Source organism: Mycolicibacillus koreensis (assembly GCF_002104795.1).
GTDB classification, from domain to species: domain Bacteria; phylum Actinomycetota; class Actinomycetes; order Mycobacteriales; family Mycobacteriaceae; genus Mycobacterium; species Mycobacterium koreense.
Genome location: NZ_NCXO01000015.1, coordinates 1 through 20263 on the forward strand (window position 1 = coordinate 1; position 20263 = coordinate 20263).

Annotated in this window: 18 protein-coding genes, 1 tRNA gene and 1 pseudogene; 9 read left to right on the forward strand and 11 right to left on the reverse strand. The window is 70.9% G+C overall.

Annotation, left to right across the window (positions count from 1 at the left end):
* Nucleotides 1-349: 349 nt before the first annotated feature.
* The 5 genes from B8W67_RS08645 to B8W67_RS08665 all read right to left on the reverse strand — a co-directional run bounded on the left by B8W67_RS08645 (nucleotide 350) and on the right by B8W67_RS08665 (nucleotide 4646).
* A tRNA-Ala gene (locus tag B8W67_RS08645) sits at nucleotides 350-422 on the reverse strand.
* 52 nt (nucleotides 423-474) lie between these two features.
* The gene (sepX, locus tag B8W67_RS08650; RefSeq protein ID WP_069391397.1) at nucleotides 475-1614 is read right to left on the reverse strand and encodes a divisome protein SepX/GlpR; all 1140 of its coding nucleotides are present in this window, start codon (nucleotides 1612-1614) and stop codon (nucleotides 475-477) included.
* 144 nt (nucleotides 1615-1758) lie between these two features.
* Nucleotides 1759-2412, reverse strand: coding sequence for a GNAT family N-acetyltransferase (locus B8W67_RS08655; protein ID WP_085303454.1), 654 nt, complete (start codon nucleotides 2410-2412; stop codon nucleotides 1759-1761).
* On the reverse strand, nucleotides 2409-3677 hold the full coding sequence (glp, locus tag B8W67_RS08660; protein WP_069391395.1) for a molybdotransferase-like divisome protein Glp: 1269 nt from the start codon (nucleotides 3675-3677) through the stop codon (nucleotides 2409-2411). Before glp ends, B8W67_RS08655 begins: the two co-directional genes overlap by 4 nt.
* Before the next feature lie 30 nt (nucleotides 3678-3707).
* Nucleotides 3708-4646, reverse strand: a complete 939-nt coding sequence (locus B8W67_RS08665; protein WP_085303456.1) for a UTP--glucose-1-phosphate uridylyltransferase — start codon at nucleotides 4644-4646, stop codon at nucleotides 3708-3710.
* 61 nt (nucleotides 4647-4707) lie between these two features.
* On the opposite strand from B8W67_RS08665, the gene B8W67_RS08670 reads away from it, so the two are divergent.
* The 3 genes from B8W67_RS08670 to B8W67_RS08680 all read left to right on the forward strand — a co-directional run bounded on the left by B8W67_RS08670 (nucleotide 4708) and on the right by B8W67_RS08680 (nucleotide 6470).
* Nucleotides 4708-5313 (forward strand): 5-formyltetrahydrofolate cyclo-ligase, encoded by a 606-nt coding sequence (locus tag B8W67_RS08670; RefSeq protein WP_085303458.1) that lies wholly within the window; start codon nucleotides 4708-4710, stop codon nucleotides 5311-5313.
* 63 nt (nucleotides 5314-5376) lie between these two features.
* Nucleotides 5377-5730 carry an FmdB family zinc ribbon protein gene (locus B8W67_RS08675; RefSeq protein WP_085303460.1) on the forward strand — a complete coding sequence of 118 codons (354 nt, stop codon included), beginning with the start codon at nucleotides 5377-5379 and terminating at the stop codon, nucleotides 5728-5730.
* Nucleotides 5731-5822: 92 nt separating this feature from the next.
* Entirely contained in the window at nucleotides 5823-6470 is a 648-nt protein-coding gene (locus tag B8W67_RS08680; protein ID WP_069391391.1) for an SAF domain-containing protein, read from the forward strand.
* A gap of 37 nt (nucleotides 6471-6507) precedes the next feature.
* Here B8W67_RS08680 and B8W67_RS08685 read toward each other — a convergent pair whose 3' ends face one another.
* From B8W67_RS08685 to rpmF, 6 genes and pseudogenes are all read right to left on the reverse strand, one after another.
* Nucleotides 6508-6966 (reverse strand): large conductance mechanosensitive channel protein MscL, encoded by a 459-nt coding sequence (locus B8W67_RS08685; RefSeq protein ID WP_338065980.1) that lies wholly within the window; start codon nucleotides 6964-6966, stop codon nucleotides 6508-6510.
* A gap of 225 nt (nucleotides 6967-7191) precedes the next feature.
* On the reverse strand, nucleotides 7192-7686 hold the full coding sequence (locus tag B8W67_RS08690) for a MogA/MoaB family molybdenum cofactor biosynthesis protein (protein ID WP_069391389.1): 495 nt from the start codon (nucleotides 7684-7686) through the stop codon (nucleotides 7192-7194).
* Between the two features lie 47 nt (nucleotides 7687-7733).
* Nucleotides 7734-9047 (reverse strand): S1C family serine protease, encoded by a 1314-nt coding sequence (locus tag B8W67_RS08695; RefSeq protein WP_069391388.1) that lies wholly within the window; start codon nucleotides 9045-9047, stop codon nucleotides 7734-7736.
* A gap of 80 nt (nucleotides 9048-9127) precedes the next feature.
* A pseudogene (locus tag B8W67_RS08700) lies at nucleotides 9128-10579 on the reverse strand (HAMP domain-containing sensor histidine kinase); the annotation flags it as partial.
* Nucleotides 10579-11265, reverse strand: coding sequence for a response regulator transcription factor (locus tag B8W67_RS08705; RefSeq protein ID WP_069391449.1), 687 nt, complete (start codon nucleotides 11263-11265; stop codon nucleotides 10579-10581). The pseudogene B8W67_RS08700 and the gene B8W67_RS08705, both read right to left, overlap by 1 nt.
* A gap of 110 nt (nucleotides 11266-11375) precedes the next feature.
* Nucleotides 11376-11549, reverse strand: coding sequence for a 50S ribosomal protein L32 (gene rpmF, locus B8W67_RS08710; RefSeq protein WP_069391386.1), 174 nt, complete (start codon nucleotides 11547-11549; stop codon nucleotides 11376-11378).
* Between the two features lie 197 nt (nucleotides 11550-11746).
* On the opposite strand from rpmF, the gene B8W67_RS08715 reads away from it, so the two are divergent.
* The 6 genes from B8W67_RS08715 to B8W67_RS08740 are packed head-to-tail and all read left to right on the forward strand — an operon-like array spanning nucleotide 11747 to nucleotide 20221.
* Complete coding sequence (locus B8W67_RS08715) at nucleotides 11747-13438, forward strand: acyclic terpene utilization AtuA family protein (RefSeq protein WP_109561743.1); 1692 nt, start codon at nucleotides 11747-11749, stop codon at nucleotides 13436-13438.
* Nucleotides 13435-14604, forward strand: a complete 1170-nt coding sequence (locus B8W67_RS08720) for an acyl-CoA dehydrogenase family protein (protein ID WP_085303486.1) — start codon at nucleotides 13435-13437, stop codon at nucleotides 14602-14604. The genes B8W67_RS08715 and B8W67_RS08720 overlap by 4 nt, the downstream gene beginning before the upstream one ends.
* A 38-nt stretch (nucleotides 14605-14642) precedes the next feature.
* Nucleotides 14643-16232, forward strand: coding sequence for an acyl-CoA carboxylase subunit beta (locus tag B8W67_RS08725; RefSeq protein ID WP_174254799.1), 1590 nt, complete (start codon nucleotides 14643-14645; stop codon nucleotides 16230-16232).
* A gap of 10 nt (nucleotides 16233-16242) precedes the next feature.
* Nucleotides 16243-18243, forward strand: coding sequence for an acetyl/propionyl/methylcrotonyl-CoA carboxylase subunit alpha (locus tag B8W67_RS08730; protein ID WP_085303489.1), 2001 nt, complete (start codon nucleotides 16243-16245; stop codon nucleotides 18241-18243).
* On the forward strand, nucleotides 18240-19406 hold the full coding sequence (locus B8W67_RS08735; RefSeq protein WP_069391381.1) for an acyl-CoA dehydrogenase family protein: 1167 nt from the start codon (nucleotides 18240-18242) through the stop codon (nucleotides 19404-19406). Before B8W67_RS08730 ends, B8W67_RS08735 begins: the two co-directional genes overlap by 4 nt.
* Nucleotides 19406-20221 (forward strand): enoyl-CoA hydratase family protein, encoded by an 816-nt coding sequence (locus tag B8W67_RS08740; RefSeq protein ID WP_085303491.1) that lies wholly within the window; start codon nucleotides 19406-19408, stop codon nucleotides 20219-20221. Before B8W67_RS08735 ends, B8W67_RS08740 begins: the two co-directional genes overlap by 1 nt.
* The last annotated feature ends 42 nt before the right edge of the window (nucleotides 20222-20263 follow it).

Here is a 20263-nt window from a genome sequence, read left to right on the forward strand (position 1 = left end):
CCGAGTTTGCCCTACAGTGGGCCACGACCCACCAACCGAAAGTCGCATAACGACTGGACCACCAAACGGGTCCCCCTTACAAGGCCCGTAGCCACAGGGCCGACAGGTGCGCCGCCTGCCCGCGGAACACAGCGTCTGGGGTCTCTCTTGGCCTCCCTTGAACCTGCGGAGCTCAGTCGGTACCGAAGTGCCGGAGGAGGCTTCCCGGCGTGCCGGAAGCCAGCGACCGACACACTCCAGCGCGCGCTCTCCGCCGGTGTCCTCCGTGTGTCCTCGACTGCGGGAACCCTTAGCACGAGCAAACCCCCTCCCCCGGCTTCGTGGCCGGTGAGAGGGGGTCTGCGCCCTGTGGAGCTAAGGGGAATCGAACCCCTGACCTACTCGATGCGAACGAGTCGCGCTACCAACTGCGCCATAGCCCCGTGACCGGTAGCAGATTACCAGCCGCCACCGGCGGACCCGAAAACCGCTGGGCTACTGTCCCGCGGCGCGCGGCAGATCCGCGGCCCAGTCGTGCTCGCGTGCGAACTCGGTGTACTCCAGGTGTTCGAAGATCGGGTCCTCATCATCGATCTCGAGCACCGCCGCACCGGGCTGGCGCAGCCGCGACGGCACGATGTCGTATTCGCGGTCGGCGGTGTTCTCCACACCGAGGCGGGCACGTGCCATCCGCTGGGCGCGCCGACGCCGCAACTGCTCCTCGATGCGGGTCTGCCGGCGCAGATACGTCAGGTAGAGCACGGTGACCGCGCCGGTGACCACGCACAGCCACCACGCCCCGGGAGCGACGGTCAGCGCCGCCACCGCCGAGACCAGCAGCAGCGCCGCCATCACGCCGATCATGCGCTTGCGGAACCGGTACTTGCGGGCACTGACCGCCGCGGCGGTCCGGGCGTCGCGCTGGTAGCGGCGGGCTGCCGCCCGCTCGGACGGCGTGGTGGGCTCGCGCCGAGCCGCCCCGGCGGCCCCGCCGACATCACCACTCCCGTCGCCGTAGCCGTCCTCGCCGTAGGCCTCGTAGGCATCCTCGTCGTCGATGCCGTCCTCGTCGACGTCCTCGGTCTCGAACACATCGTCGGCGCGCGCGGCCGGTGCCTCGGTGGGCTCCGCATCGGGTTCGGGGCTCTCGACGGTCTCGGTGACCGGGCCCGGCCCGGCGTTGACCGCCTCGGCGGCCTCGCGCACCTGCCCGTGGGGCTGGGCGGCCAATTGTTCGGTGTCGGCCTCGGCGCTGCTCTCGATGCTGCTCTCGGCCCTGTTCTCGGCGGGGTCCTCGACGACGTCGACGTCGAGGTAGTCCGGTTCGGCGGCAACCGGGGCGGCGACCGTCATCGCGGTGCCCGCGGTGGCCGCGTCGAGATCGGCGTCGATCGGCTCCTCGTCGTCGAGGGCTTCCTCGGCCGGCTGCCAGTGGGGGTCGCTGCGGTGCCCGCTGGCCGGGCCGCCGCGCTTGAGCAGACGGGCACTCGCACCGCTGGTGAGCACCCGGGTCGCCAACGCCACGTCGCTGGTACGCCGGACCGCGTCGCGCTTGCTGATCAGCATCGGCACCAGCACGAACAGCCAGAGCACGACGAGGGAGATCCACAGCAACGACTGGGGGATGCTTGGCATGGTGACCTGCTCCTTTCCCCGCCTAGGCTATGCCGGTCGGTGACAGCGTCCGGACAGGCGCGCCGAGACAAATTACACTTCTGTCATTAAACAGTTAAGCATCATCTATCACAGGTTTCACTTCTGTAACAGGGCGTGTTGGGGTCAGGCCCACTGGGCGCGGCCGGCGGCGACCAGCGTGGCCGTCACCGACCCGGCCACCTCTTCGACGGTCATCCCCAACAGCAGGTGATCGCGCCAGGCCCCGTCGACGTCGAGGTAGCGCCGCAGCACCCCCTCCTCGCGGAAGCCGACCTTGGCCAGGACCGCGCGGCTGGCGGTGTTCTCCGGGCGCACCGTGGCCTCCACCCGGTGCAGACCGACCGGGCCGAAGCAGTGGTCCAACCCGAGCGCCAACGCCGCGGTGGCCACCCCGGCGCCGGTGACCGCCGTGGACACCCAGTAGCCGATCCACGCCGAGCGCAGCGCCCCGCGGGTGACGTTGCCGATGGTCAACTGGCCGCAGAAGCGCCCGTCGACCTCGATGACGTAGGGCAGCATCCGGCCGGCGCGCGCCTCGGCGCGCAGCCCCGAACACAGCGGCGGCCACGCCGCGACCGCGTGGCGGGTCGCCCACTCCGGCCCGGCACTGGGTTCCCAGGGTTCGAGGTGATCGCGTTCGGCCAGCCGGATGCGGCTCCACACCACCCCGTCACGCATCCGCACCGGCCGCAGCCGCACCACCCCGGCGGTCACCCGCAGCGGCCCCACCGGGTCGGGCCAGCCCGGATGCAGCGCCCCGGAACGAAGGAAATTCACCCGCGCTGTGCCAGGAACGCCACGTCGACGGACTCGCCGGTGCGGATCTGGTCCACCTCGTCGGGCACCACCACCAGGCAGTTCGCCTCGGCGAGGGTAGCCAGCAGGTGCGAGGACTCCCCGGGCGTGCCGCCGAGGGCTTGCACCAGGTATTCGTCGGTGTCCTTGTCCCGCATCAGCTGGCCGCGCAGATAGCCGGTGCGTCCGGCCACCGAGGTGATCGGGGACAGGGCGCGGGCCCGCACCATCCGCCGCATCGGCTGCCGTTTGCCCAGCGACAGCCGGATCAGCGGCCGGATCATCACCTCGAAGACCACCAGCGCGCTGACCGGGTTGGCGGGCAGCAGAAACGTCGGCACCCGTTCGTCGCCGAGTTGACCGAAGCCCTGCACCGACCCGGGGTGCATGGCGATGCGGCTGACCTCCATCTCCCCGAGTTCGCCCAGCACGGCGCGCACCGATTCGGCGGCCGCCCCACCGACCGCCCCGGCGATCACCACGATCTCCGAGCGGGCCAACTGGCCCTCGATGACCTCGCGCAGCTTCTGCGGATCGGAGTCGACGATGCCGACCCGGGTCACCTCGGCGCCGGCGTCCCGCCCGGCGGCGGCCAGCGCGTAGGAGTTGACGTCGTAGACCTGCCCGTTGCCGGGGGTGCGGGCGACGTCGACGAGCTCGCCGCCCACCGACATCACCGACAGCCGCGGGCGCGGATGCACCAGCACCCGCTCACGGCCCACCGCGGCGAGCAGCCCCACCTGGGCGGCACCGATGATGGTTCCCGCACGCACCGCCACGTCCCCGGGCTGGACGTCGTCGCCGGTGCGCCGCACATAGGCGCCCGAGCGCACCCCGCGCAGCACCTGCACGCGGGTGTCGCCGCCGTCGGTCCAGCGCAGCGGCAGCACCGCATCGGCCAGGGTCGGCATCGGCGCCCCGGTCTGCACGCGGGCGGCCTGACGCGGCTGCAACCGGCTGGGGGTGCGGGCACCGGCCTCGATGAACCCCATCACCGGCAGGCTCACCGGCCCGCCGGCGGAATCCGCCTCCTCGGGGTCACCGCCGATGCTGCCCACCCCGAGCACGTCGACGCTGCGCACCGCGTACCCGTCGATCGCGGCCTGGTCGAAGCCGGGCATCGGCGCCTCGGTCACCACCTCCTCGGCACACATCAGCCCCTGTGCCTCCGCGATGGCCACGTGGATCGGCCGGGGGGCCACCGCTGCGGCAGCTACCCGTGACTGCTGCTCCTCCACCGAACGCACAATGCGCCTTTCTCCCAATCGGACCGAGCCCTACCGCTCGGCCAGCCCCAGTCGGGTCACCAACCAAGCCCGCAGATCCGGACCGTAGTCGTCGCGGGCCAACGCAAAGTCAACCGCAGCCTTAAGGTAGCCGCCGGGATTTCCCAGGTCGTGTCGAGAGCCGCGGTGCACCACGACGTGCACCGGATGCCCCTCGGCGATCAGCAGCGCGATCGCATCGGTGAGCTGCACCTCCCCGCCGGCACCGCGGCTGGTGCGCCGCAGGGCGTCGAAGATCGCCCGGTCCAGCACGTAGCGCCCGGCCGCGGCCAGCAGCGACGGGGCGTCGGCGGCGGCCGGTTTCTCGACCATGCCGTTGACCCGCAGGACATCGGGATCCTCGCCGTCGGCCAGCGCCGCGACGTCGAACACGCCGTAGGCGCTGACCTCCTCGCGGTCCACCTCGATCGCGCAGAGCACCGAGCCGCCGTAGCGGGCGCGCACCGCCGACATGGTCTCCAGCACCCCGGTCGGCAGCACCAGGTCGTCGGGGAGCAGCACCGCCACCGCGTCCTCGTCGGGCGCCAGGGTCGCCTCCACGCAGCCGATCGCGTGGCCCAGCCCCAGCGGCTCGGCCTGCACCACCGACTCCACCTTGATCAGCCCCGGGGCACGGCGCACCTTGGCGAGCATCGCCTTCTTGCCGCGCGCCTCCAGGGTGCCCTCGAGCACCAGGTCCTCGACGAAGTGCGCCACGACGCCGTCTTTGCCCTCGGAGGTGACGATCACCAGTCGCTCGGCGCCGGCTTCGGCGGCCTCGGCGGCCACCAGTTCGATGCCGGGCGTGTCGACGACGGGCAGCAGCTCCTTGGGCACGGTCTTGGTGGCGGGCAGGAACCGGGTGCCCAGGCCGGCCGCGGGCACGATGGCGGTACGCGGGACCGGTCCGCGGGTGGACGGTCGCGGCTGCGGAGGCGGGTCGGACGACATTGTTCACACGATAACGGCAGCACCGCGATGCCCCCGGCGCGGCGGTGGGAAACTAAAGGTCATGGCCGATTCGCCGAAGGTCGCGCTGCGCCGACGACTGCTCGCCGCCCGCAGCGCGGTACCCGCCGACCGCCGCGCCGCCGAGGCCGACGCCCTGCAGGCCCATCTGGCGGCACTGCCGATCGCGGGCACCACGGTCTGCGCCTACGTTCCGGTGGGCACCGAGCCGGGCACCCCGGACATGCTCACCGCGCTACGGCGCCGCGGGTTGCGGGTGCTGCTGCCCGCGGTGGCCGACGGACCGCCGGCACCGCTGCACTGGGGTGAATACCACCCCGACACGCTGGTCACCGGACGCTTCGGGCTGGCGGAGCCGCCGCCGCCGTGGCTTGCCGCCGAGGCCGTCGGGGATGCCGCGGTGGTGCTGGTGCCGGCGCTGGCCGTCGCCACCACCGGTGCCCGGCTCGGTCGCGGCGGCGGCTTCTACGACCGGTCGCTGCCGCTGGCCGACGCCGGCGCGGCCCTGGTGGCCGTGGTGCGCGACGACGAGGTGCTGGCGGCACTGCCCGCCGATCCCCACGACGTGGCGATGACCCATGCGCTGACCCCGGGGCGGGGTCTGGTGCGTCTCACCCGGGAGGCATCGGGAATCACCCCGTCCGATTAGCGGTTTTAGCACTTAAAACGATAGAGTGCCAATGCGCACTCGCATCACATCACGGAGGTTCTCGTGCCGACCTACAGCTACCAGTGCACCGACTGCGGCGACCGGTTCGACGTGGTGCAGGCGTTCACCGACGACACATTGACCACCTGCACCAAATGCTCGGGCCGGTTGCGCAAGCTGTTCGGGTCGGTCGGGGTGGTTTTCAAAGGCAGCGGTTTCTACCGCACCGACAGCCGGGCCGGAGCGAAGTCCAGTGCACTGGCCGCTTCGGGCAACGGCGAGAAATCCGGCGGCAACGGTGAGTCCTCCAACGGCTCGAGCGCCAAATCCGACTCCTCCGCCGGCTCGAACACCACCGCGTCCTCGGGATCCTCGGGATCCTCGTCCTCGGCATCATCGTCGGCGTCGGCCGGCTGACCGTCCCGACGGCCGGACCGTCCGGCGAGGCTATCCACAACCACCCACCGTGGTGAGCACGCCGACGGGCCCGGCGGGTCTAGCGTGCCGACATGGCCGAATCGCTCAACCCCACCGTGTGGAGCCGGTTGGCGGTCATGGTGCGACCGGACTGGTCGCGCACGATGCGGGCCCGACGGATCACCGCCGCGGCGTTGGTGATGCTCGCCGGCGGCGCCGCACTGCGTCCCGAACCCGGCGAACCCCGCATCACGGTGGTGGTCGCAGGCCACGACCTACGCCCCGGCGTCACGTTGAGCCCTGACGACGTCAACATCGAAAACTGGCCGAGCACAAGGGTTCCCGACGGCGCACAGACCGATCCGGACGTGGTCTTTGGCGCGATGCTCGCCGGACCGGCCCGCCGCGGGGAGATCCTCACAGATGTGCGGCTGGTGGGTTCGCGCCTGGCGGTGGCGACCGCGGGTCCGCAGGCGCGCATGGTGGCCATCCACCCGGCCGACCCCGCGGTCCTCACCCTGGTGCGCCCCGGCGACGTCATCGACATCCTGGCCGCCACCGATTCGCAGACCACGCCGACCCTGCTCGCCGGTGACGCAGTGGTGGTCTCGGTGTCGACCGCACCGAGCGGCCGGGAGCGCGACGACGACCGGGTGATGCTGGTGGCGTTGCCGGCCCCCGCCGCGACGACGGTGGCCGCCGCCGCGCTGGCCGGCCCCGTCGCGCTCACCGTGCACTGACCGCGCCCCGACCCGGCGGGGCCCAGACCGCGGCCGGCTAAACGGTGGTCTGCAGGCTGCCGCAGTGCTTGCACTTGCGGGCAAGCTCGGGCAGGTCGTCGGAGAGGCATTCCGGGCAGGCCTTGGTGGGCGGCTCCGGCTCTTCCTCGCCGAAAACGGTGATGCCGCGGCGGGCCTGAACGGCCCGGTAGGGCACCACGATGGCGAAGTACACCACGATCATGAACACGATGAAGTAGACGATCCCGGAGATCAACGCCCCGAAGTCCATGAATGTGGCCTCGTTGCCCTCTTCGCCGAGCTGCACACCCAGCCCGAACGCGCTGTCGGGCTGCGCCGCGGCGACCAACGGGTTGATCACGCTGTCGGTGAATGACTCGACCAGTTTCGAGAACGCCAGCGCGACCACCAAACCGATGGCCACCGTGATGACGTCATCGCGCATCAGAAAATTTTTGAAGCCCTTGATCACGACAGCGGTCCCTTTCGTCCACACGGGTCAGACGGGCACCCCCGTCTCGCCGCATTTTATGCGGATGGCACTACCGCTGCGGATCTTTCGCAGAACTGACGGTATTCAACGGTGGTGCGGTGGCACGTTATCACGCAGCCACCGCTCGCGATCCTCGGCTTCCCGCTGGGCGTCGGGATCACGTTCATCGGCGGATTCGGGCGGGAAGTCGCCGCCGAAGACCGGATCCCCGGTGCCGCCCACCGCTATTCAGAGCTCCAGACTGGAGAGCTGATCGATGATCGTCGCCGCCAACGGGATCAGCGTGGCCATCCCGTCGCGCACCGCGTACCGCGACGACGCCAGGTTGACCACCAGTGTGCTGCCGGAGATCCCGGCCAGCCCCCGCGAGAGACTCGCGTCGGTGATCCCGGCTGCCAGCGCCGAGGCGCGCAACACCTCGGCAATGCCGAGCAGCTCGCGGTCGAGGATGTCGCGGGTGGCTTCCGGCGTGACATCACGCGGGGTCACCCCGGTGCCTCCCACCGAGATCACCAGATCCACTCCCCCGATCACCGCGGTGTTCAACGCGCTACGGATCTCGACCTCGTCGGCCTCGACGGCGATCACCCCGTCGACGAGGAATCCCCCCTCGGTGAGCAGCTCGGTCACCAACGGGCCATTCGAGTCGACGTCGCCGTGCGCGGTGCGGTCATCGACGACGATGACCAGCGCCCTGCCGATCCGTTCCGCTGCCTGTTCCATGGTTGTCACCGTATATCCGCCTGCCCTCCGCGTCGCGGCTACTCCGCTCAATCGTCTGCCTCCCCCAACGTCACCTGCACCGTTTTACTCTCCCCCGACGCATCCCGGTACGTCAGGGTGATGGTGTCGCCGGGCGCCTTGGAGCGCACCGCGGCGATCAGTCCGTTGGCGCTGCCGATCGGACGATCGTCGCAGCGGGTGATCACCACGTCGTTGGGCAGTCCGGCGTGTGCGGCCGCGCCGTCCTCGACGACCTCGACGACCTTCGCCCCGTGCAGGCTGCTGTCGGCGGCCAGCATCACCCCCAGCGACGCGTGCGAGGCCTTACCGGAGGCGATCAACTCGTCGGCGATCCGTTTGGCCTGGTCGATGGGGATGGCGAAACCCAGCCCGATCGAGCCGCTCTGCGCGTCGGCGCTGTCGCCGCCCAAGGTGGCGATCGCGGAGTTGATCCCCACCAATTCGCCGTTCATGTTCACCAGTGCCCCACCGGAGTTTCCGGGGTTGATCGCGGCGTCGGTCTGGATGGCGTCGAGCACCGTGCTCTGGTTGCGGGCGTCACCGGCGCTGGATACCGGCCGGTTCAGCGCGGAGACGATCCCGCTGGTGACGGTGCCCTGCAGTCCCAGCGGCGAGCCGACGGCCACGACCTGCTGGCCGACCCGCAGGTTGGTCGACGAGCCGATCGTGATCGGGGTGAACCCGGTGCTCGCCCCCTTGATGCGCACCACGGCGATGTCGCTGGCCGGGTCGGTGCCGACCACGGTGAACTCGGCGGTGTTCCCGTCGGCGAAGGTGACCATCGTCTCCGGGGCGGTGCGTCCGTCACCGGAGCTGTTCGCGGCCGCGACGACCACATGGCTGTTGGTCAGCACCAACCCGTCGTCGGAGTAGATGATCCCGGAGCCCTCCTCGAACTGCCTGCCCAGAAACGTCTCCAGGGTGACCACGCTGGGCACCACCTTGGCGGCCACCTGCTCCACCGAGCCCAGCGGCGGGGCCTCGGCGGCCGGCCGCGCCGGGGTGGAGTCGAGCACGCTGTTCGGCGGCGCCCCGGGCCCGGACACCGCGGGGTCCTCATGTGCCAGGGTGGCCACCCCGCCGCCGATGCCGGCCGAGACGATGGCGATGGCCGCGGCGCCGGCGGTCAGTGCGGCGGTACGGCCCGAGCGTCGCCGCCGGGGGCGTTCCGGCGGGGGCGGGTAGCCGCCGAGGTGCTGGGGATGACCCCACCCGGGATGCATCGGGTGCGGGCCGGTGCGCGTCGGGTGGGGGCCGGTGTGCGTCGGGGGAGCGGTCGGATTCGGCGCGTGATAGCCGGCCTGGCGAGGCGGTGGCTGGAACCGGGGATCAGTGGTCATGGTGCTCCGTTGTTCATTGTCGGGGCGTGAGCGGCCCGAACCGACACGTCGTGCGCTCACCGCTGCTCCGGCGGCGAGTGCGCAGGGACAACGTGCGGATTATCGGTGGAGTTCCCGGCCGGTGGGTCTGCCGCGGCGGAATCCGTCGCCGGTTTCCCCGGAAAGCGCACGTGAAACGTGGTTCCGGGCGGGTCGGCGCCGGCGGTGGTGTCGTCGATGGTGATGGTGCCGCCGTGTTTGAGCACCACCTGTTTGACGATCGCCAGCCCGAGGCCGGACCCGGGCATCGAGCGGGCCGCCGTGGCCCGGTAGAAGCGCTCGAAGACCAGATCGCGCTCCGATTCGGGGATTCCCGGGCCGTTGTCGGCGACCAGAAGCTCCGCGGCGCCCGGTTCGACCTCGGCCAACCGCACGGTGACCCGCCCCTGCGGCGGGCTCCATTTCGCGGCGTTGTCCATGAGGTTCAACACCGCACGCGACAGCGCGGCCGCGTCTCCGTCTACCACCCACCCGGTCACGTCGACGTCGAAGTCGATGTCGTTGCGGCGGCGGCGAACCCGATCGAGACCGCGGCCGATCACCTCGGACAGGTCGACCTCCTCGCGTTGACCGCCGCCGGCGTCCTCCCGGCTGAGGTCGATCAGGTCGCCGACCAGGGTCGACAATTCCTCGATCTGCGCGACCGCGTCATGGCGCAGATCCGCGATCTCGCTGTCAGGCAGTCGCGGCGCACCCGGTTGCATTGCAGCCATGAGCAATTCCACATTCGTGCGCAACGATGTCAGTGGTGTTCGCAGCTCGTGTCCGGCGTCGGCGACCAAACGTGCTTGCCGGTCCCGAGATTCGGCCAGCGCACGCAGCATCGTATTGAATGCCGTGGTGAGTCTGGATAATTCGTCGTCGCCGGTGACCGGGATCGGACGCAGATCATCGGTGCGGGCGACCCGTTCTGCGGCTTCGGTCAGACGCGCAACGGGACGCAGCGCGGTGCGCATCACCAGCCAGCCGGCCACCGCCGCGACCGCAACCCCCAACGCACCCACCGCCAGCAGCACCCAGCGCAGCCGGTGGATCACCGTGTCGGTGGGCACCAGACTCTGGGCCAGCACCAGGGTGCTGCCGTCGAGGCGGCGGACCGCGAAGATCCGCTGATCGTCGAGGGTGTTCCACGACCACAACGACTCCCCGCGCAGCACCGCCTGTTCCGGGGCGCCGACCGGCACCGGCAGCGGACCGCCGGCCGGGTAGCGCGTGCCGCCGGGCAGCACCAGCATCACGTCCATGTCGGAGTAGGTGGTGCCCTCGATGGCACGCTCCGGGTCGGTTTCCAGCACACCGCTGGAGCTCAGCACCCGCGCCTGATCCTCCAGCTGGTGGTCGATGTCGGCATACAGCGCCGCGGAGATCACGTGGTAGACGGCGAAGGCGACGACCACCACCACCAGTTCGACGGTGACCATGGCCAGCACCATCACCCGCGACCGCAGCGACACCGTCGAGGCGGCATGGCGACGCGGACGATGGCCCGACATCAGTTGGGCGACTCCCGAAGCACGTAACCGACCCCGCGCACGGTGTGGATCAGCCGGGATTCCCCCTCGGCCTCGGTCTTGCGCCGCAGGTACCCCACGTAGACCTCCAGCGCGTTGCCGGAGGCGGCGAAGTCATAGCCCCACACCTCCTCGAGGATGCGGGTGCGGGTCAACACCACCCGCGGGTTCGCCAGGAACAACTCGAGCAGGGCGAACTCGGTACGGGTCAGGCTGATCGGCCGGCCGTTGCGGGTCACCTCCCGCGTCACCGGATCCAAGGTGAGATCCCCGAACGTCAGGGTGACCGGTTCGGCGATGTCCTCGGCGATGGTGCGCCGCAGCAGCGAGCGCAGCCGGGCCAGCAGTTCTTCCAACGCGAACGGTTTGGGCAGGTAGTCGTCGGCACCGGCGTCGAGCCCGGCGACCCGCTCGGAGACCGAGTCACGGGCGGTCAGCACCAGGATCGGCAGGCCGTCGCCGGTGCTGCGCAGCTGCCGGCAGACTTCCAGCCCGTCCAGCCGGGGCATCATCACGTCGAGGATCATGCCGTCGGGCCGGTCGGCGGCGATCGCCTCCAGCGCCTCCACACCGTCGGTCGCCAGGCTCACCGCGTACCCGTTGAACGACAACGACCTGCGCAGCGATTCCCGTACGGCGCGATCATCGTCAACGACAAGTATCCGCAAGGCCACCGCTGTCATCCCATCGTCCGAGGTGCTGGTTAGGACCGTACCGTGCCGGTGGCCGGCACGCGGTCAACGACGGTCGGTGACCCTCGGCGATCGTTGCGCGACCGTCAGCGACGGTCCAGATCGATCAGGCCCAGCCGGGCCGCCTTGAGCAGCCGCCGCGGCACCTTGTGCTGCTGGCCGGCGACGTTGACGGTGACCAGGCCTTGGGCCTCGGCCTTCCACTGCGCGCGGCGATGCCGGGTGTTCGCGCGCGACATTCTGCGCTTGGGCACAGCCATGGTCGAGCTCTCCTATCGGGGTGTGCCGGGCAGACGACCGCGGCAAACGACTGCTCTCAGGGTAACGGGTCAGGCCCACCGGCTCCAAAACCCCCGGGGCAGGCCGGGCGGGCACCCCCGCGCGTGCGCTTGACGCGGTACCGCCAGTCCGGGCTAACCTACCGGTTGGTTGAGGGAGGGTGTGTATGACGGCTGCGGTGCGAATCGGGAACTGTTCGGGGTTCTACGGCGACCGGCTGGCGGCGATGCGCGAGATGCTGACCGGCGGCGAGCTGGATTATCTGACCGGTGACTACCTGGCCGAGTTGACCATGCTGATCCTGGGCCGCGACCGGATGAAGAACCCCGAGCGCGGCTACGCCAAGACCTTCCTGCGCCAGCTCGAGGAGTGCCTGGGGCTGGCCCAGGAGCGCGGGGTGAAGATCGTCGCCAACGCCGGCGGGCTCAACCCGGCCGGACTGGCGGGCGCGGTGCGCGAGCTCGCCGCACGCCTCGGCGTCGCGGTCACCGTCGGCCACGTGGAGGGCGACGACCTGCTCGACCGCGCCGACGAGCTGGGCCTGGGCTCGCCGCTGACCGCCAACGCCTACCTGGGCGCCTGGGGGATCGTGGACTGCCTCAACCGGGGCGCCGACGTGGTCATCACCGGCCGGGTCACCGATGCGTCGGTGATCGTCGGGCCGGCGGCGGCGCACTTCGGGTGGGCGCGCACCGACTACGACCGGCTGGCCGGGGCCGTGGTGGCCGGCCATGTCATCGAGTGCGGCACCCAGGCCACCGGCGGCAACTACGCGTTCTTCACCGAGATCCCCGCCGAGCAGGCGCTGCACCCGGGCTTCCCGATCGCCGAGATCGCCGCCGACGGTTCGGCGGTGATCACCAAACACGCCGACACCGGCGGGCTGGTCAGCGTCGACACCGTCACCGCCCAGTTGCTCTACGAGGTGACCGGCGCCCGCTACGCCAACCCCGACGCCACCGCCCGCCTCGACAGCATCGCGCTGACCGGCGACGGCCCCGACCGGGTGCGGATCTCCGGGGTGCGCGGCGAGGCCCCGCCGCCGACCCTGAAGGTCTCGCTGAACAGCATCGGCGGGTTCCGCAACCAGATGACGTTCGTGCTCACCGGGCTCGACATCGAGGCCAAGGCCGCCCTGGTGCGCCGCCAGCTCGAGGACGCGCTGACCGTCGCCCCGGCCGAGTTGGACTGGACGCTGGCCCGCACCGACCACGCCGACGCCGACACCGAGGAGACCGCCAGCGCCCTGCTGCGCTGCGTGGTGCGCGACCCCGACCCGCAGACGGTGGGGCGGCGATTCTCCGGCGCCGCGGTGGAGCTGGGCCTGGCCAGCTATCCGGGGTTCACCCTCACCGCGCCGCCCGGCGACGGCCAGGTCTACGGCGTGTACCGCCCCGGCTACGTCGACGCCGCACAGGTGCCCCACGTCGCGGTGCACGCCGACGGCACCCGCACCGCCATCCCCGCCGCCACCGACACCCTGGTGCTCGCCGGCGCCGAAGAACCGGCGCTGCCGCCGGCACCGCCGTCGGGGGCCACCCGCCGGGTTCCGCTGGGCCGTATCGCCGGGGCCCGCAGCGGCGACAAGGGCGGGTCGGCCAACGTCGGGGTGTGGGTGCGCACCGAAGCGCAGTGGCGCTGGCTGGCGCACACGCTGACCGTCGACATGCTGCGCACCCTGCTGCCCGAGACCGCGGAGCTGCCGGTCACCCGCCACCTGCTGCCGAACCTGCGCGCGATCAACTTCGTCATCGAGGACATCCTCGGGCTGGGGGTGGCCTACCAGGCCCGCTTCGACCCGCAGGCCAAGGGCTTGGGCGAATGGCTGCGCAGCCGCCACATCGACATTCCGGAGGACCTGCTGCCATGACCGTCTGGACCACGCCCGAGCGCCTGGCGCTGCGCCGCACCGTGCGCACGTTCGTCGACCGCGAGATCACCCCGAACATCGACGAGTGGGAGCGCACCGGGGAACTGCCCCGGCAGTTGCACCGTCGCGCCGGGGAGGCCGGCCTGCTCGGCGCCGGTTTCCCGGAGGAGGTCGGCGGCGGTGGCGGCGACGGCGTCGACGCGGCCATCATCTGCGAGGAGATGCACGAGGCCGGTGCGCCCGGCGGGGTGTTCGCATCCCTGTTCACCTGCGGGATCGCCGTGCCCCACATGATCGCCTCGGGCGATCAGCGCCTCATCGACGAGTTCGTCCGCCCCACCCTGCGCGGGGAGCGCATCGGGTCGCTGGCGATCACCGAACCCGGCGGCGGCTCCGACGTCGGGCATCTGCGCACGACCGCCGTCGCCGACGGCGACCACTACGTGGTCAACGGCGCCAAGACCTACATCACCTCCGGGGTCCGGGCCGACTACGTCGTCACCGCGGTGCGCACCGGCGGCGCCGAGTTGCCCGGCGCCTCCGGGGTCTCGCTGCTGGTGGTCGAGAAGGACGGCCTGGGCACCAGCCCCGGGATGGCGGTCACCCGCAAACTGGAGAAGATGGGCTGGCGCTCCTCGGACACCGCCGAGTTGTCCTACACCGATGCGCGGGTGCCCCGAGCCAACCTGGTGGGCGTGGAGAACAGCGGGTTCCTCCAGATCGCCCAGGCGTTCGTCGCCGAGCGGATCGGGCTGGCCGCCCAGGCCTACTCCAGCGCCCAACGCTGCCTGGATCTCACCGTCGCCTGGTGCCGCGACCGCGAGACGTTCGGCCGGCCGCTGATCTCCCGACAGGCGGTGCAGAACACCCTCGCCGAGATGGCGCGGCGCATCGACGTGGCCCGCGTCTACACCCACCATGTGGTGGAACGTCAGCTGGCCGGGGAGACCAACCTGATCGCCGAAGTGTGTTTCGCCAAGAACACCGCGGTCGAGGCCGGCGAGTGGGTGGCCCACCAGGCGGTACAGCTGTTCGGCGGTATGGGCTACATGGCCGAATGCGAGGTCGAACGCCAGTACCGTGACATGCGGATCATCGGAATCGGCGGCGGAACCACCGAGATCCTGACCTCGCTGGCCGCCAAAACGCTCGGGTTCCAAAGTTAGTCGGTTCCAAAGCTAGTCAAGGAGAGACAACCATGACGGTGTTGCGGTCGACCCTGGATCCCGCCTCCCCCGCCTTCGCCGAGGCGTCCTCGGCGCTCGGCGAGAAACTCGACGCCCTCGACGCGGAGCTGGCCAAGGCTCTCGCCGGGGGCGGGGAGAAATACGTCGACCGTCACCACGCGCGCGGCAAGCTCACCCCGCGCGAACGCATCGAGTTGCTCGTCGACCCCGATTCACCGTTTCTGGAGCTGTGCCCGCTGGCGGCGTGGGGCAGCGACTTCAAGGTCGGCGCGAGCCTGGTGGTCGGCATCGGCGTGGTCAGCGGGGTGGAATGCCTGATCGTCGCCAACGACCCGACCGTCAAGGGCGGCACCAGCAATCCGTGGACGCTGCGGAAAATCCTGCGAGCCAACCGGATCGCGTTCGAAAACCGCCTCCCGGTGATCTCTCTGGTGGAGTCCGGCGGGGCCGATCTTCCCACCCAGAAGGAGATCTTCATCCCCGGCGGGCAGATGTTCCGCGACCTCACCCAGCTGTCGGCGGCGGGCATCCCCACCATCGCGCTGGTGTTCGGCAACTCCACCGCGGGCGGCGCCTACGTGCCGGGCATGTCCGATCACGTCGTGATGATCAAGGAACGTTCCAAGGTGTTCTTGGCCGGTCCCCCGCTGGTGAAGATGGCCACCGGCGAGGAGTCCGATGACGAGTCGCTGGGCGGTGCTGAGATGCACGCCCGCACATCCGGCTTGGCGGATTACTTCGCATTGGACGAGCCCGACGCCATCCGGATCGGCCGGCGCATCGTGGCCCGGCTGAACTGGGCCAAGAAGGGACCCCGCCCCCACCCGGTCACCGAGCCGTTGTTCGACCCCGAGGAGCTGATCGGGGTGGTGCCGGCGGATCTGCGGATCCCGTTCGACCCGCGGGAGGTGATCGCCCGCATCGTCGACGGCTCCGAGTTCGACGAGTTCAAGCCGCTGTACGGCTCGTCGCTGGTGACGGGCTGGGCGCGGCTGCACGGCTACCCGGTCGGCATTCTGGCTAACGCACGCGGGGTGCTGTTTTCCGAGGAGGCCCAGAAGGCCACGCAGTTCATTCAGCTGGCCAACCGCTCCGACACGCCATTGCTGTTCCTGCACAACACCACCGGGTACATGGTCGGTCGCCAGTACGAAGAGGGCGGCATGATCAAGCACGGCTCGATGATGATCAACGCGGTGTCGAATTCGACGGTGCCGCACATCTCGGTGGTGATCGGCGCCTCGTACGGCGCGGGCAACTACGGGATGTGCGGGCGTGCCTACGAACCGAGGTTCATGTTCGCGTGGCCGTCGGCGAAATCCGCGGTGATGGGCGGAACGCAACTGGCCGGGGTGCTCTCGATCGTGAGTCGGGCCGCCGCGGCCGCCCGCGGTCAGGACTTCGATGAGGAGGCCGACGCGGCGCTGCGCGCGGCCGTGGAGGCCCAGATCGAGGCGGAGTCGTTGCCGATGTTCCTCTCCGGAAGGCTCTACGACGACGGGGTGATCGATCCGCGCGACACCCGCACCGTGTTGGGAATCTGTTTGTCGGCCATCGCCAATGGCCCGGTGGAGGGGACGTCGAACTTCGGCGTCTTCCGGATGTGAGGACGACGCGATGATCACTTCGGTTCTGGTCGCCAACCGCGGGGAGATCGCCCGCCGGGTCTTCGCCACCTGTCGACGGCTCGGCCTGTCCACCGTGGCCGTCTACACCGACCCCGACGCGCACGCCCCGCATGTCGCCGAGGCCGACGCCCGGGTGCGGTTGCCGTCGGCGAACAGCTACCTGTCGATCCCCGACATCATCGCCGCGGCGCGTTCCGCCGGCGCTGATGCGATTCACCCCGGCTACGGGTTCTTGTCGGAGAACCCCGATTTCGCCGCTGCCGTCATCGACGCCGGGTTGATCTGGGTCGGCCCCCCGGTCGCGGCGGTGCAGGCGATGGGCTCGAAGATCGAGGCCAAGAAGATGATGGCCGCGGCCGGCGTTCCGGTGCTCGACGAACTCGACCCGGCCACGGTGAGCGCCGATCAGCTGCCGGTTCTGGTCAAAGCTTCCGCCGGCGGCGGCGGGCGCGGGATGCGGGTGGTCGGTGACCTCGCCGCGCTCCCCGACGAGGTGGACGCCGCCCGCCGCGAGGCCGGCTCGGCTTTCGGGGACCCGACGGTGTTCTGCGAGCGGTACCTGCCCACCGGCCACCACGTCGAGGTGCAAGTCCTCGCCGACGCCCACGGCACGGTGTGGGCGGTCGGTGAACGGGAGTGCTCCATTCAGCGCCGCCACCAGAAGATCATCGAGGAGGCGCCCTCGCCGCTGGTCGAGCGGATCGCGGGGATGCGCGCCAGACTGTTCGAGGCCGCCCGGCTGGCGGCCGCCGCGATCGGCTACACCGGGGCCGGCACGGTGGAGTTCCTCGCCGACGACAACGGCGAGTTCTACTTCCTGGAGATGAACACCCGGCTGCAGGTCGAGCACCCGGTCACCGAGGAGACCACCGGGCTGGATCTGGTGGCATGGCAACTCGCCGTCGCCGAGGGGGCGGCGCTGCCCGCCGAGCCACCGGCGGCCACCGGACACGCGATCGAGGTGCGCATCTACGCCGAGGATCCCGCCCAGGATTGGCAACCGCAGGCCGGGGCGGTGCACACCTTCGACGTGCCCGGCGTCGCAGCCGAATTCACCCGTGTCGGGCGCGACGGCGGGGTTCGGCTCGACTCGGGTGTGTGCGCGGGCTCGACGGTGTCGATCCACTACGACCCGATGCTGGCGAAGGTGATCAGCTACGCCCCGACCCGCACCCAGGCGGCGCGGCTGCTGGCCGACACCCTCGCCCGCGCCCGCCTGCACGGGGTGCGCACCAACCGGGATCTGCTGGTGCGGGTGCTGCGCCATCCGGCATTCCTCGACGGCGCCACCGACACCGCGTTCTTCACCACCCACGACCTGGCCGCACTGGCCGCCCCGTTGGCCGACGACGACGCGGTGCGCGCCGCCGCGGTCGCGGCCGCGCTGGCCGAAGCCGCACGCAACAGAGCCGACGCCACGGCGCTGGCCGGTCTGCCCAGCGGCTGGCGCAACGTGGTCTCCGCCGACCAGGTCAAGACGTTCCGCGACGACACCGACCGCGAACACCGGGTCGCCTACCGTCACACCCGCACCACGGTGCTGCTTGCCGACGACCCCGGCTACGCGGTGGACTCGGCGAGCCCCACCGCGGTGGTGCTCACCGACCCGGCCGGGGTGGCGCGCACCTTCTGCGTCGCCCGCCCGACCGATCGGGACGTCTTCGTCGACTCCCCGCACGGCGCGGTGCATTTGACCACGGTGACACCGCTGCCCGAACCCGGCAGCGAGGTCGAGCCGGGCTCATTGGTGGCGCCGATGCCGGGCACCGTGATCCGGGTCGGGGCGGCCGTCGGTGACACCGTCGCCGCCGGACAGCCGCTGATCTGGCTCGAGGCGATGAAGATGGAACACACGATCAGCGCCCCCACCGACGGGACGCTGGAGGAACTGCACGTAGAACCCGGAACCCAGGTCGACGTCGGGACCGTCCTGGCCCGTCTGACGACCTCCCCCACCCCGACCCCCACCGACGAAGGAGACCCCCAGTGACCGACACCAGTTTCATCGAGAGCGACGAGCGCCGCGCCCTGCGGGAGGCGGTCGCCGCGATGGCCGCCAACTACGGCCAGGAGTACTACCTGGCGAAGGCGCGGGCCGGCCAGCACACCGACGAGTTGTGGGCCGAGGCCGGCAAACTCGGGTTCCTCGGGGTCAACCTGCCCGAGGAGTACGGCGGCGGCGGCGCCGGGATGTACGAGCTGTCACTGGTGATGGAGGAGATGTCGGCGAACGGCTGTGGGCTGCTGATGATGGTGGTCTCCCCGGCGATCAACGGCACCATCATCTCCAAGTTCGGCACCGACGAGCAGAAGCAGCGCTGGATCCCCGGCATCGCCGACGGGACGCTGACGATGGCGTTCGCGATCACCGAGCCCGACGCCGGATCCAACTCGCACCGCATCACCACCACCGCCCGCCGTGACGGCGGTGACTGGATCCTCAAGGGCCAGAAGACGTTCATCTCCGGGGTCGACCAGGCGCAGGCGGTGCTGGTGGTCGGGCGCACCGAGGAAGCCAAAACCGGCAACCTGCGCCCAGCCCTGTTTGTGGTGCCCACCGACGCGCCGGGGTTCAGCTACACCCCGATCGAGATGGAGCTGGTCAGCCCCGAACGGCAGTTCCAGGTGTTCCTCGACGATGTGCGGCTGCCCGCCGACGCCCTGGTCGGCTCGGAGGACGCCGCGATCGCGCAGCTGTTCGCCGGACTGAACCCGGAGCGCATCATGGGTGCGGCCAGCGCGGTGGGCATGGGGCGGCTGGCCATCGACCGGGCCGTCGACTACGTCAAGACCCGTCAGGTGTGGAAAACCCCGATCGGGTCGCATCAGGGCATCGCGCACCCGCTGGCGGCCAACCACGTCGAGATCGAGCTGGCGAAGCTGATGATGCAGAAGGCCGCCACGCTCTACGACAGCGGCGACGACGTCGGTGCCGCCGAGGCCGCCAACATGGCCAAGTACGCCGCCGGGGAGGCCTCGACCCGCGCGGTCGACCAGGCGGTGCAGTCCCTCGGCGGCAACGGTCTGACCAAGGAGTACGGGATCGCCGCGGCGATCACCAGCTCGCGGCTGGCCCGCATCGCCCCGGTCAGCCGGGAGATGATCCTCAACTTCGTCGCGCAGACCTCGCTGGGCCTGCCCAGGTCCTACTGATGGACACCCCGGTCGACTACACCGTCGCCGACGGGGTGGCGCGGCTGACCCTGAACTCGCCGCGCAACCGCAACGCGCTGTCCCCGGCACTCATCGATGGGCTGCACCGCGGTCTGCGCGACGCCGCCGCCGACGACGCGGTGCGGGTGGTGGTGCTCGGCCACACCGGCAACACGTTCTGCGCCGGGGCGGACCTGTCGCAGGCCACCGGCGGGGACCCGTTCGACCTGGCCGTCGAGCGGGCCCGTGAACTCGCCGCGACACTGCGGGCCATCGTCGCATCGCCGCTGCCGGTGATCGCCGCGATCGACGGGCACGTGCGGGCCGGCGGGATGGGGCTGGTCGGGGCCTGCGACATCGCGGTGGCCGGGCCGGCCAGCACCTTCGCGCTCACCGAGGCCCGCATCGGGGTGGCCCCGGCGATCATCTCGCTGACCCTGCTGCCGAAGCTGTCGGCCCGCGCCGCCGGCCGCTACTACCTGAGCGGGGAGACCTTCGGCGCCGCCGAGGCCGCCCGCATCGGGCTGATCACCGAGGCGATCGACGGGGCCGACGGGGCCGACGCGGCCGACGGGTCCGACGGGGTCGCCGCCGCGATCGACGCGCTCACCGGCCAGCTGCTGCGGGCCTCACCGCAGGGGTTGGCCGCCTCCAAGGCGTTGACCACCGCGGCGGTGCTGGCCGGGTTCGACCGGGACGGCGAGCGGCTGGCCACCGAGTCCGCCCGGCTGTTCGTCTCGGCCGAAGCCCAGGAGGGCATGCTCGCCTTCCTGCAGAAACGCCCACCGCGGTGGGCGCCGGATCCGGGGGCTTGACGGGCGTTCCGTCCGGCGCGCGACCTGGTTGCGCCGTCCCGG